The 12,515-nt window shown below is 45.2% G+C and carries 13 protein-coding genes, 1 tRNA gene and 1 pseudogene; 9 read left to right on the top strand and 6 right to left on the bottom strand.

From position 1 onward, the window contains the following. The first annotated feature begins 58 nt into the window (after positions 1 to 58). The gene (locus Q0V21_RS14265; protein WP_301879452.1) at positions 59 to 496 is read left to right on the top strand and encodes a MerR family transcriptional regulator; all 438 of its coding nucleotides are present in this window, start codon (positions 59 to 61) and stop codon (positions 494 to 496) included. Positions 497 to 558: 62 nt separating this feature from the next. Here Q0V21_RS14265 and Q0V21_RS14260 read toward each other — a convergent pair whose 3' ends face one another. Next, positions 559 to 1,491, bottom strand: coding sequence for an AraC family transcriptional regulator (locus tag Q0V21_RS14260; protein ID WP_079345700.1), 933 nt, complete (start codon positions 1,489 to 1,491; stop codon positions 559 to 561). Positions 1,492 to 1,656: 165 nt separating this feature from the next. Between Q0V21_RS14260 and Q0V21_RS14255 the strand changes: the two genes are divergently transcribed. From Q0V21_RS14255 to Q0V21_RS14235, 5 genes are all read left to right on the top strand, one after another. Then, positions 1,657 to 1,932 (top strand): Atu4866 domain-containing protein, encoded by a 276-nt coding sequence (locus tag Q0V21_RS14255; protein WP_301879449.1) that lies wholly within the window; start codon positions 1,657 to 1,659, stop codon positions 1,930 to 1,932. Between the two features lie 28 nt (positions 1,933 to 1,960). After that, entirely contained in the window at positions 1,961 to 2,698 is a 738-nt protein-coding gene (locus Q0V21_RS14250; RefSeq protein WP_079345696.1) for an SDR family oxidoreductase, read from the top strand. 145 nt (positions 2,699 to 2,843) lie between these two features. Then, positions 2,844 to 3,746 carry a LysR family transcriptional regulator gene (locus Q0V21_RS14245; protein ID WP_301879447.1) on the top strand — a complete coding sequence of 301 codons (903 nt, stop codon included), beginning with the start codon at positions 2,844 to 2,846 and terminating at the stop codon, positions 3,744 to 3,746. Positions 3,747 to 3,896: 150 nt separating this feature from the next. Then, on the top strand, positions 3,897 to 4,634 hold the full coding sequence (locus Q0V21_RS14240) for a spermidine synthase (RefSeq protein ID WP_079345694.1): 738 nt from the start codon (positions 3,897 to 3,899) through the stop codon (positions 4,632 to 4,634). A gap of 202 nt (positions 4,635 to 4,836) precedes the next feature. After that, positions 4,837 to 6,453 carry a sensor domain-containing diguanylate cyclase gene (locus tag Q0V21_RS14235; protein ID WP_079345692.1) on the top strand — a complete coding sequence of 539 codons (1,617 nt, stop codon included), beginning with the start codon at positions 4,837 to 4,839 and terminating at the stop codon, positions 6,451 to 6,453. A 76-nt stretch (positions 6,454 to 6,529) separates the two neighbouring features. Here the strand turns inward: Q0V21_RS14235 and Q0V21_RS14230 are convergent, their stop codons facing one another. The 3 genes from Q0V21_RS14230 to Q0V21_RS14220 all read right to left on the bottom strand — a co-directional run bounded on the left by Q0V21_RS14230 (position 6,530) and on the right by Q0V21_RS14220 (position 8,534). Continuing rightward, a complete protein-coding gene (locus tag Q0V21_RS14230; protein ID WP_079345690.1) occupies positions 6,530 to 6,889 on the bottom strand; it encodes a winged helix-turn-helix transcriptional regulator in 360 nt (119 codons plus the stop codon). Positions 6,890 to 7,087: 198 nt separating this feature from the next. After that, positions 7,088 to 7,483 carry a DoxX family protein gene (locus Q0V21_RS14225; protein ID WP_079345688.1) on the bottom strand — a complete coding sequence of 132 codons (396 nt, stop codon included), beginning with the start codon at positions 7,481 to 7,483 and terminating at the stop codon, positions 7,088 to 7,090. A gap of 58 nt (positions 7,484 to 7,541) precedes the next feature. After that, positions 7,542 to 8,534 (bottom strand): Gfo/Idh/MocA family protein, encoded by a 993-nt coding sequence (locus tag Q0V21_RS14220; RefSeq protein WP_301879445.1) that lies wholly within the window; start codon positions 8,532 to 8,534, stop codon positions 7,542 to 7,544. Between the two features lie 212 nt (positions 8,535 to 8,746). Between Q0V21_RS14220 and Q0V21_RS14215 the strand changes: the two genes are divergently transcribed. After that, positions 8,747 to 8,830 (top strand) — tRNA-Leu (locus Q0V21_RS14215). A gap of 48 nt (positions 8,831 to 8,878) precedes the next feature. Here Q0V21_RS14215 and Q0V21_RS14210 read toward each other — a convergent pair. Beyond that, positions 8,879 to 9,058 carry a hypothetical protein gene (locus tag Q0V21_RS14210; protein WP_079345684.1) on the bottom strand — a complete coding sequence of 60 codons (180 nt, stop codon included), beginning with the start codon at positions 9,056 to 9,058 and terminating at the stop codon, positions 8,879 to 8,881. A gap of 158 nt (positions 9,059 to 9,216) precedes the next feature. On the opposite strand from Q0V21_RS14210, the gene Q0V21_RS14205 reads away from it, so the two are divergent. Beyond that, on the top strand, positions 9,217 to 10,371 hold the full coding sequence (locus Q0V21_RS14205) for a sn-glycerol-1-phosphate dehydrogenase (RefSeq protein WP_079345682.1): 1,155 nt from the start codon (positions 9,217 to 9,219) through the stop codon (positions 10,369 to 10,371). A gap of 663 nt (positions 10,372 to 11,034) precedes the next feature. Here Q0V21_RS14205 and Q0V21_RS14200 read toward each other — a convergent pair. Further along, the gene (locus Q0V21_RS14200; protein ID WP_024629188.1) at positions 11,035 to 11,631 is read right to left on the bottom strand and encodes a helix-turn-helix domain-containing protein; all 597 of its coding nucleotides are present in this window, start codon (positions 11,629 to 11,631) and stop codon (positions 11,035 to 11,037) included. A 439-nt stretch (positions 11,632 to 12,070) separates the two neighbouring features. Here Q0V21_RS14200 and Q0V21_RS14195 point away from each other — a divergent pair. Next, a pseudogene (locus Q0V21_RS14195) lies at positions 12,071 to 12,466 on the top strand (phage holin family protein); the annotation flags it as partial. Positions 12,467 to 12,515: the final 49 nt, after the last annotated feature.

Here is a 12,515-nt window from a genome sequence, read left to right as displayed (position 1 = left end):
ACTTGGAGCTGACTCCAAGTTGTAAGATAGAGATCAATGAAGACGGAGGAGGTCAACGATGATGAATAATGTTGAAGTGTTCTCTATTAAAGAGACGTCAGAACAGGCCGGATTATCGGAAGATACCATTCGTTATTATGAGAAGATTGGACTCCTTCCCCGGGCTGAACGCAAGGCTAATCGCCATCGGATATATCGGCAAGAGCATATCCAGACGATGAAGCTTATCACATGTCTGAAAAAGACAGGTATGTCATTGGAGGAGATGAAGCCGTACCTGCAGATGACGAAGGATTCAGATCTGGAAGATTTCCCGGATGAACGTGAAATGCTTTTAAATCATCGGAAGAAGATCGAGGCGCAGATTGCGTCTTTGCAGCAGATCGTCGATTTTATCGATGAGAAGATGGAAAAGCGTAGTATGTTTCCGGATGAGTGCCCGATTACCGGGGAGAACCAAATGTCTGTATTTGAAAAAAAGAATATTTTCTCCTGAGCGCTGCAAGCTCAGCCTAACCAAAAAACCACGTCATCATGACGTGGTTTTTTTGCTTATATTTAGCAATCAATATGAAGTGTATGACGAAGGCGTTTGATATCACTTTTGGGAGGAAGGCCATACATACGGGCATACTCCCGACTGAATTGGGAAGGACTCTCGTAACCAACCTGGAATGCAGCATCGGCTGCATCGGTTGACCCTGCAAGCAGCATTCGCCGGGCCTCCTGCAATCGAATCTGTTTTTGATATTGCAGTGGGCTCATGGCAGTAATGGCTTTGAAATGATAATGCAATGAGGACGTACTCATGTTGATCATGGAGGCCAACTGCTCGATTCGCAGTGGAAGCGCATATTCGGATTGGATCATTTCAATAACCTGGGCGATGTGCTGGGCATGACTGTTCTGAACTGCAAACTGCCTGATGGAATGTCCGTGTTCGTCCTGAATCAGGCGATATAGAATCTCGCGGATCATAAGCGGTGCAAGTACAGGAATGTCTTCAGGTGTATCCAGCAGTCGAACCAATCGGATTACGGATTCCAGAAGCGGGGGCTTGGTTGAACTTACAAACAGTCCCCGGCTTGATGAATTGTCGGGTTTGGTTTGTGAGGAGGGAGAATTCTGGATAAGATCGAAAATCTGCTTTGAATTAAAATCAAGTCGCAGACAGAGATAGGGATGATCTGGTGCAGCCTGTACAACCTGCCCTGAAATAGGCAAGTTTATGGAAGCGACCAAATACTGTGAATGGTCATAGGTGTAGCTCTCCCGTCCGAGAATAACCAGCTTGGACCCTTGGGCCACAATGCAAAGGGCGGGTTCATGCACGGTATGGATGGGCTCAGAAACCTGGGAAGCACGGATCAAAGCAAGGGAAGGAATGTCTGTTAGATGAACCCCGTCTTCGTGGGTAAAACGTCCGATCAAGCGGGCCAATTCCTGCTGCTGCTGAATAATAGCCGTGTCTGGTTCCATTTTTGAAAGCATGAATTACAGGCCTCCTTTTCTCGTACTTGTGTAACTATTTTAGAATGTGCTGGACGAATAGGCAAGAATACTGTGGGATTCTTCTATCGTACTGAGACGGATTCCTTACATAATGAAAATAAGCAATTGAATCTTTTGGACAACAGAAAGGAGTGTCGTGGAAATATGGTAGACAATACATCAGGAAGCAAACAAGAAGTGGAACACCCGTATGTTGGGATGTGGGTGACGAAGGACGGATACATCAGGCATGAGCTTCTTCTTGACGGTCGCTATGATGAAGCACGAGGAAATAGGCAAAGTGCATATCAAGGTCGCTATGTAGTCGATGAAGATCATATTGAATATGTGGATGATACTGGCTTTACTGCGGATGGGGACTTTAAGGACGGCGTGCTTTACCATGCGGGCATGGTTTTGTACAGAGAAAAGGGACAATAAAATATTATCAAAAGGGAGAGAAATCAATATGTCCAATGTAAAAGGGAAAGTGGTTGTGATTACCGGTGCAAGCAGCGGAATCGGGGAGGCAACGGCGCGTGTGTTGGCAGAGCAGGGGGCTCATGTTGTCATTGGTGCAAGACGGGAGGATCGGCTAAAGGCGCTGGCGTCGTCTATTCGATCAGAAGGTGGATCGGTTGAGTATCATACACTTGATGTTACACAGATGGAAGAAATGCAAACGATCGTTGAGTTCGCACTTACTTGTTATGGACGCTTAGATGTGATTGTAAATAACGCCGGAGTCATGCCGCTATCGCCTCTTGAAGCCTTAAAAGTGGACGAGTGGAACCGGATGATTGATGTTAACATTCGCGGTGTTCTGCACGGCATTGCAGCTGGTCTGCCAGTTATGAGAAAACAGGGCTCCGGTCAGTTTATTAATATCGCCTCTATCGGAGCCTATGCTGTGACTCCAACGGCTGCGGTATATTGTGCAACAAAATACGCTGTCCGTGCGATCTCGGAGGGTCTGCGACAGGAAGTAGACGGGGATATCCGCGTGACCCTTGTATCGCCGGGTGTGACTGAATCCGAACTTGCCGAATCGATTTCTGATGATGAAGCACGCGAGTTTATGAAGGATTATCGGCGCATTTCCATCCCGGCCACGGCTATTGCTCAGAGCATTCTGTATGCGATCAGCCAGCCAGCTGAGGTAGATGTGAATGAAATTGTGGTGAGACCCACAGCAAGCATGGCTTAAACGTCGCTGACCAACTTAAGAGATGTTCCCAACCGTGTAAACGGATTTGGGGACGTCTTTTTGTGCTCTGAAAGGGAGCTCGTCTAGATTGCAATATGGTATAGTAATGATCTAAGTAACGCACCAGAGAGAGGGGAATAATGCATTGACGCTGCAACAGCTAAAATATGTGATTGAAGTCGCCACGCGTGGCTCGATGAATGAAGCCGCCAAGCGGCTGTTTATTTCCCAGCCCAGCCTGTCGAATGCCATTCGGGATCTGGAACAGGAGCTGCGAATTACTATTTTTGAACGTACAAATAAAGGGATTACCTTGTCCAAAGAAGGCGTGGAATTTCTAAGTTATGCACGTCAGGTGGTAGAGCAGGCCGAATTGCTGGAGAATCGTTATTTGAATGCTAAGCCGTCTCCGCAACATTTCTCTGTCTCCACACAGCACTATGCTTTTGCGGTGAATGCATTCGTGAAGCTGGTACAGCAATATGGGCAGGAAGAATATGAACTGGCTCTGCGGGAAACGAAAACGTATGAGATCATCCAGGATGTCAAGAGTTTGCGCAGCGAGATCGGCATTCTTTATCTGAATGAATTCAATTCAAAGGTTATTAACAAGCTGCTCAAGGATGCGGGTCTGGTATTCAACAGTCTGTTTGTTGCCAAGCCGCATATCTTTATCAGTGTGCAAAATCCGCTCGCGAAGCAGGAGTCAGTTGCGATTGAACAGCTTCAGGATTATCCATACCTGTCCTTTGACCAGGGGGAGTATAACTCCTTTCATTTTTCAGAGGAGATCCTGAGCACACTTTCTCATCCCAAAAGTATACAGGTTAACGACCGGGCCACGCTGTTTAATCTGCTGATTGGTTTGAATGGATATACCATCTCGACAGGTGTGCTTAGTGCCGACCTGAATGGGAACGAGATCATACCCGTCCCGCTGGAGTGTGAAGAGACCATTAATGTCGGTTGGATCAGTCACAAAAATGCTTCGCTTTCCAATCTGGGCATGGAGTATGTTCAGGCTCTGCATGAGGCGATTCAACCCTGAATAGTCAGGAGCAAACCGTTTCCGTTCCATCGGAGTCGGTTTTTTTATTGTTTTTATATCATTCAGGTCTAGGGTAGACTATTATCTTCCCGTATAATATAGGGACATACTAATAATCATTTGCGTAAAAGTACGAAGGGAGAACGGTCAGTGCGAGTTTTATACCGAAACAAGAGTGAACAGCATGAGTTGACGATATATGATACATCCAAGCTTTATGGGGAAAAGGGCCGATTTCGTGTGCTGGAGTTCTCAAACGCAGCTGTTCAGGGCGCCATGGATCTGGACGAACCATCCCGAATGGTGCTGGAGTATCCGAGAGCGATGGCTCACCTGATGGAACGAAATAATCCTGATTATGAATCGGTTTTTGTGGTGGGACACGGCATTGGAACCTTATCAACCTACCTGTCTAAGCGTCAGGTAAAAGTTGCCGAACTCGATGCGGAAGTCGTTGAACTCAGCAAAACCTTCTTTGGATATAGTGGAGTTGATGTGCTGGTTGGTGACGGTCGTGAACTATTGGAGCGGGAAGCCTCAGGCTCCTACAATTATATTATTGTGGATGCGTTTACGGCTACGGGAACTCCTGCACAGTTCACTTCAAGCTCATTTTTCACGATGTTAAAAGACAAATTGCATTCGGGTGGTATCGTACTGATGAATGTATTCGGACGTGCGGGCAATGACAGGTTGGTGAATGCAATTCATACCACGTTACAGGAACACTTCGCTTATACGCGCTCATTTGCATTGCCAACTGAAACAACTGATGAAGTCCAAAACCGCATCTTGGTGGGTTGTGACGAACCCATCTCATTTCAATCGCGTCATATGGCTGGGTTTGTAGAACAACAGCCTGAAGAGGGCTATGTTATTGTAGATTGATATAATCTTAATCTCGTATACAGTCCAGTATGATTGCGAAGAAAGTACGAAAATGCAATCCACTTCACGCACTCAATTGTCATTAAATTGTCAATCTTCCTATGTATTTATTCGAACTTCATAAACTATTTATGTCTTCTTAACAACTTTCGTATAAAATAGAAGGAATATGCCTTTTCATGAAAAACCGGGGGAAGCAATAATGATCGCAGAGAATAAAACACCCAGATTAAGAAGAAAAGTAAGGGAGTTCAAAAAAATCAGCCTTACCGCTCTGTTGAGTGGGTTGGTCACCATTGCCGTTTTGATGACATTGACCATTATGTTTATTTCATCGTATACATCCCAGAAGCAGTCGCTGATTAATAATACACTCTCACTGAATTATTCAAGTGCCGTGCAAATGAGCCAAACACTGGACTCGTTGTTTCAATCCATGCAGGGCAGTTTGAAGTATTCAGCCAATTATTTTCCGGAAATGGATTATGCAGACGCCAATAAACTGGATTCCACACTGGATTTGATTCGAAACAGCAGTAATTATTTCAATTCGGTTTCTCTGGTAGATGAATCGGGAATCATTCGGGGTTCATCTCCCTATTTGGAAAAAAGCTTCGGACAGCCTATCACTTCGGATATAGCCAAAAAAGCGTTCAAATCCAGAGCTTCCTATATCTCTGAAGCGTACCGCGCGCCGTATTCGCAACGAAGAACCGTTTTTGTGAGTGAACCGATCTTCAGTCCATCAGGTGAATTCAAAGGTTTGATTAGCGGGAGCATCTATCTGCAGGAAAACAATATCTTGAACCTGTCATTTGGCAGCCAGCTCAAGACCAGTAATGGTTCTTATTTTTTTATTGTTGATGCTAAAGGAACATTGCTATTTCACCCCGATACGGAAAGAATCGGTGAAAATCTAAGCAAAAATCAAGTTGTGCAGAAATTGCTAAACGGACAGAATGGTAAAGAACAATACAAGAATCTGGCTGGTGTGGACTCACTCGCAGGTTATTATAAGGTGCCGACAACCGATTGGGGAGTTGTTGTTGTATCTCCAACCCAGATGGTGTACGATCAGCTGAATCAACATATTCGCATGCTGCTCTTGTACACCTCAGTGCCATTCATCATTCTGACGCTTATCGTTATTCGTGTAGCACGCAAGCTGGCCAGTCCGTTTGTTTACCTTGCCGACCTGGTTAACCAAGTGGATCAGGGCAAAGTAGATTTGCCTGTAATGAAGCCGCATTGGAACAGAGAAGCTGACCTGTTAACGCGCACCGTGCTGAGTACATTGGCGAATTTTCGAAAGCAGAAGGATCAGCTTACGTATGATGCCAGAACGGATGTATTAACTGGAATGACCAATCGCAGAACATTTGAAGAAGTTATTCAGCACTGGATTGATGAAGAAGTTCCTTTCTCCATTGTGGTCCTGGATATTGACCGCTTCAAATCCATAAACGATACGTATGGGCATCATGCGGGGGATCAGGTTCTGAAGCATATTGCGAATATCATTAAATTGTCGGTTCGGACGCAGGATGTATGTTCCCGGTTTGGCGGCGAAGAGTTTGTTGTGTTATTACGACATACGGAATCCAAAACAGCGTATCAGATTGCCGAAAATATTCGAGTATCTGTGGAACAGAGCGTACTGCCTATTGATCGTTCTGTAACGATTTCGGCAGGTATTGCCGAATATCCGTTGCATTCTACAACAGCCACAGAGTTGTTCCATTTGGCGGACAATGCGTTATATCAAGCCAAAGAAGAGGGACGTAATCGTACCATTACAATCCAAACGGTCATCAAATAAGATGTTACGGGCCTCATATCGAAATAAAAGAAGCTAATCCTATCTGAGAAAGGGATTAGCTTCTTTTGTCTTTTGTTTAGACTTCTTGAGATCTGGCCAGGACTTCATTCGTATACTGTTCTCCCCAGTCTCGCATGCTGTAAATAATCGGCCGGAGCGTTTCTCCAAACGGTGTAAGCGAATATTCCACTTTGGGCGGAACCTGAGGAAATATTTCCCTGTGAACAATTCCGCTGCTTTCCAACTCTCTTAACTGGAGAGTTAACATCCTTTGGGTGATATCTGGAAATAATTTTCGGATCTCGTTGAATCTTAACGAACCAGAGAATAGGTGATATAGAATCGCACCTTTCCATTTGCCTCCGATGACACTAAGCGTGACTTCGACGGCACAGCCATAAGGAGTGGGACACTCATCAATGGTTTTCTTTTTCATTATAATTGCACCTCCATGTCGTGGTGGTTATTTATGGTATCTATTGGAGTACTACATCACATAATTGTACGTATCATTCATCTATGAGCATATCACTTCTCTCTTGGATTATAAACCCCATGGCTCAGTATGATGTTCAGACAACAAAGAACCCTGGCTTCGTGTTAACGAAACCAGGGTTAGGGAATGAAAGACTAATTATATCAAATGGTCCAGGGAGTATGCCCCTGCACCCGCAAGTGCAACACCGATCAACGATCCGAGTATAACCAGATTGTATTCGAATCCTCCGTTCAGATTCCAAAGTCCCTTACCTGCATGAACTTTCACTATGGCAATAACCATAGGAATTATGAGCAAAATGGCAGCAACACCAGTCCAGAGACCTGCTCCAAACAGAAATCCACCGATTAATTCAATAAGCCCTCCACAGACCGCCATAACTCTCGCAGGTTTCAGACCAACCGCTCCGAAAAATTCGGCAGTTCCTGATATGCCCTCTCCACCAAACCAGCCAAACAGTTTCTTGCATGCATGACCCATCATAATGAAACCAATAACAAGTCGAATAATAAGTAATCCGGTGTCTAACATGTACTCTTTTCCTCTCCTCTGGTCATATGAAACGGATTCGTCTAGTATCGTATATACGTCAGATAAGTGACGCCAGAATGGTATCACATAACGCCATGGTTTCAATATTATCCCTGCCACTGGAATGTGGAACAGACTTGTTCTGACAGCATTCCATGAAATGAGCCATCTCACCTACAAATCCTCGTAAGTAGAGGTCGCGATAAGCCCCTGACATGGGTGAGCCGGAAGGGGTGAAAACAGTATCCTGCTCCTCAAGGGATTTCCAAGGAAGGTTACTTCCTGTGCGGGATGGATGAACCGTGAGTGTGTTAATCTCATCTGCTAACGCAAATCCGTCGTCAAAGGTGACGAGTACACTTTCGCTCTCACGTGACCATGCATTCATGCCTGCAAAGTAGACACTGCCCACCACACCCTGATCAAATTTAAGGGAAATGCTCTGGTTGATATGTTCTCCGTCCTTAACCGTCGTGCCTGTAACATGAACGGCTTCCCCGAACAGAAAACGCATCAGATCAACCATATGAATGGCAGCGAGTTTCATAAATTGTTCCTCATCCTTGCAGAATGGTGTGCTGTCTACAGCGAACTTCAGTTGGAAAGAACGTGCTCTGCCCAATGATCCGCCATCAATCAGTTCCTTAAGTTTTATGTAGATCGGAGCATACCGTTTCATAAATCCAACCATGACAACCACACCTGCTTTTTGGGCAGCCTCAGCCACAGCAGCGGCCTCCGCAGCGTTCCATCCGAGTGGTTTATCCACATATACATTTTTGCCAGCCCGGATGCATTCAAGGGCAAGGGCAGTCTGATCCTCTGGTTGCGCCACAACAACAACGCCATCAGAGTCTTCATTCTGCAACATCAGCTGAGTATTGTCATAGGCTTTCCCGTTGCTTCCAAAACGAAGAAGCGCCGCCTTGGAACGTTCAATACTGCGGGTAGCAATGGCCTGAATTTCTGCTCCTGCTTCAACCGCAGAAGGATATATATTTGTGGATGCATGAAAACCTGCACCGATAAAACAAAGTTTTGCTTTTTTCATGTGGGATCTCTCCTTTAAATTCATATCACCATTCACCTAATGTCTACGATAGGGAGTTTGGATATGATAAAAAAGGACATATGTCCTATTGTTGAAGCTTGGAAAAAAGATGTTGCAAACTTATTTTAGAGCATGTATACTCTTAATTACGGTAAAACAAGCTATTGCTTGACCGGAATGCTTTTCATCCATGATGAGAAGATACATATTATGCGGTCGTGGCGGAATTGGCAGACGCGCACGGTTCAGGTCCGTGTGGGCTAACCCCCGTGGAGGTTCGAGTCCTCTCGACCGCATCAAAGTAAAAACTCGCGAAATTGCTCAAGGGCAATTCGCGAGTTTTTTTATTTATTGAATTTCAATTGTTGCACATATAGTCCTGCGATCGCTCCAGCAATACCGAAGAGCGCAACACTGGCCATGACTTCATACGCTTGAAAGCGAAACAAAAAAGCGATGCCGCTGCCAAATGTCGTTCCGGCGAGAAATCCGAGAGAAATCCCTATTTCTTTGGTTAATTTCATAGGTTCACCTGCTTGGGAATGTGAGTTTAGGATTTGCAAATTTTTAAAACAGGAAGTAAAGTGTGATCAGGAAAATACTCACATTTTATTTCCTTTATTCATTTTGTGGTTTTATCCGTGCAATTATGCATGATATTTCTTAAGGGAGGTAAGAGCGAATGAATATGAACGAGCGAATTGCAGCATGGAACGAAGAAGCGCAGAATTGTACTTGTGGGCATCATCACCGTCTGGTGCAAATGCAGGTTTATTTGGAGCATGGAGCGATCCGGCAATTACCTGGCTATTTATCCGAGCAAGGATACAGACATGTGGCCGTTGTTTATGATCGATATACGGGACCGGCAGCAGGATACCAAGTAATAAAGAACATTCAAGAAGCGGGCGTTCAAGTGGATAAGATATGCATGCCAGAGAACAAATCAGGGGACGTGATCGCCGACGAGGCGGGAATTGTGCAGGTATTGCTGGGTGTGAAACAGGGAAGTCAGGCGATCATTGCTGTTGGTTCAGGGACCATTCATGATCTGGTGCGATTTGTTTGTTCCAAAATGAACAAGCCCTTTCTGTCCGTACCGACAGCAGCTTCGGTTGACGGATTTACCTCGGCAGGTGCACCTCTTATTGTAAGCGGCGTCAAACAGACTTTTCAGGCGGTACCGCCTGAAGCTATATTCGCGGACATCGATATTTTGGAGCAGGCTCCGCAAGAGATGAATGCCGCCGGATTCGGGGATATGCTTGGAAAATATACATCACTGGCGGACTGGGTGGTTTCCAGGGATCTGGGTGGGGAGCCATTCTGTCCAGTAGCTTATCGCATGACAGAAGAAGCACTAATGACCTGTGTGGAGCATGTACAAGGTATCGCCGAAGGGCGGGCCGATGGTGTAACTGTGTTAATGGATGCGCTGATTGCTTCCGGCATTTCCATGCTGATCATTGATCATTCCCGTCCTGCATCTGGTGGTGAACATCACGTGTCCCATCGGTGGGAGATGGATCTAATGGAGGCAGGGCACAGGCCTGTTTTGCATGGTGCCAAGGTGGGTGTCGCCTGTACACTGCTTGCGGTAAAATACAAAGATCTTGCACAACAATCCGACAAACCGGTTTTCCGTATATACAATAATCTGCCTGATTCATCCCAGCTTACAGCTTGGCTAGAGCAGGTGGGCGGCCCTACAACAACTGAACAACTGGGGATATCCATGGAGATGGTGGAACATGCGTTCACCACAGCTCATTTGCTTCGGGATCGGTATACAGGCCTGAAATATATCAACGAGATTCTTAACGTGGGTACGAAATAAGGTTGGAGAGATATAACCAGTGTTGTTTTGCGTTATTAGTTGTACGTACAAATATAGAATGAATTATGTAATGTATGAGACAAAATCGTGTTGTTGTTTATAATAAAGGTAATTATGTTTGATTCGAAAGCAACATATTCCTAATGAGTTACTCAGAAAGCCTGGTCAGTCAAGGGGTTGAGGTGGAATAAACGTTATACAAGCCGGATTCATGTATGAATTATAGCCTATCTCCTTTGGGGAACAGGCTTTTTTTTACTTTTTATAACAAGTCTAAAATTAATTTGTTCGTACAAATATACGTGAACGTAATGCCAGCCATGAAGTTCTATTCTTTTAAATACGCCATGTTTTAATGGAGTGGTTTGCAAGTGCCTTTAAAGTATATACGGGAGATGTAGCCGTTCTTGAAGAGATAGAGTTTTGCCTCGTTCAGAGAGTGAGCTGTATGGGCGCAGGGAAGGGAGTGACGAGGGGTCGGAGGATGATGCAACCAAAGGTGGTTAGAGGGCAGGAGGACCGCTTATCGACCTGGAGAGATGATGCTGAGTTCACATGACTAGAGAAATGGTAACCTAATATCACCTGTACGATGAAACTTAACTTTAAAAAGGCTCTGTCTTTCCCGTGAGGGAGGACAGAGCCTTTTGGTTGTTCGCTAATTTAGTTATTGTGGCGATCTTTCAAGATGACATCTGCGAACAAAATAGTTTTCGGGATGCGGAAAAACTGTTCCGCTTGTTCTTGAAACGCAGCAGAAGGCAGCGTTCCCTGATGCAGCCATTTGCGGAAAGTGCCGGGGTGAACCCCGATCCAGTGGCTGACATCTGTCACCGACAAATCATGGACCATACACAAGCCTGTCAGAATACGGTTGCTAACCGGAGAACGGGTCACCGTACGCTTCATGAAACGGGAAGGCTCGGGCTGACAAATGACAGGGCTTTTGCGTACCACTTCTTCATTAAAAAGAATGTGACGCGGGTAGCCAAGCAATTGACATGCCTTGTCCAAATTGGTACTGCCGGGTATCCGTCCTTCATACACCCACGCGCTGACGCTGCGTGAAGAGATGGATAGATCTTCGGCGAGCTGGGACAACTTGATATCATTGGCCATCAGCACGGCAAGAAGAACACGGTTGCGGATTTGACAGCGTGTCGGTTTTCGGAATCGTTTAACACGGACGCCTTTTCCCAAATATTTACGGTTGATCAGAGACCACGCCTGGATGGAATGTTGTTCTGGTTGATTAGGCATATTTCCTCCGATTTTTTTAACCAAATACTACAATAAGTATGGGGGTACTTTCAAGTGCCGGGTGCACCTGTTTCAAATGAGCCGATGCGTGAATCCGCTCCAAAGGAGGAATTATGAACTAGAACAGACGTAATTCACATCCTAGTATATTCCTAGATTACAATGTTTCACTAAATTTAAGGGATCAAATAGATAATCAATAAAAATAAAATGAGTCTAATTACCTATTAGTGTGACTATAGTACTTTTATCTATTTTTTGTTGATATGATGCGGTTTATTTCCCTGATTTACCCATAAATATTCGATTTCCGTTAAAGGAACCGATTTCCAATGTGCACAAATCTGAAATTAGAAATCCGCTTGGTCAGCCAGGCATGTGGCCTGTCAAAATCTCTTACTCTTACATATCTTGTATAGAGATCAAATGAGAGGGAGAGGTGAGAAACGTGAATCCATCCGTAAGTACCTTTGCTGCCATTTCAGGGGCGTTCATGACGTTTGCTTTTGGTGGATGGGATCAGCTGCTTAGCTTGCTGGCGGTTGCAATGGCTGTGGATTATATTACGGGTCTCGCTGCGGCAGTCAGAACGGGTAAAGGATTGAATAGTAATGTTGGATTTTGGGGGCTCGCGCGCAAAGGCCTTATGTTGACGGTTATTCTGCTAGCCCACCGAATTGACATGCTCATGGGAACTGACATTATTAAAGGGGGAGCCATCTACTTTTATCTCGTGAATGAGCTGATATCCATTACCGAAAATTATGCCCGCATCGGGCTTCCGCTGCCTGACAAGCTCAGACAAGCTATAGCAGTGCTCAAAAAGCAGGAGAGTTTGTCTGACCGGGAATGGCCTCAACCGCAGCCGAGCTTGGAGGATCAGG

The organism is Paenibacillus sp. 11B (assembly GCF_030487755.1).
GTDB lineage: Bacteria > Bacillota > Bacilli > Paenibacillales > Paenibacillaceae > Paenibacillus > Paenibacillus vandeheii.
The sequence above is the reverse complement of the archived record's forward strand: the minus strand, read 5'-3'. Positions and strand labels throughout refer to the sequence as shown.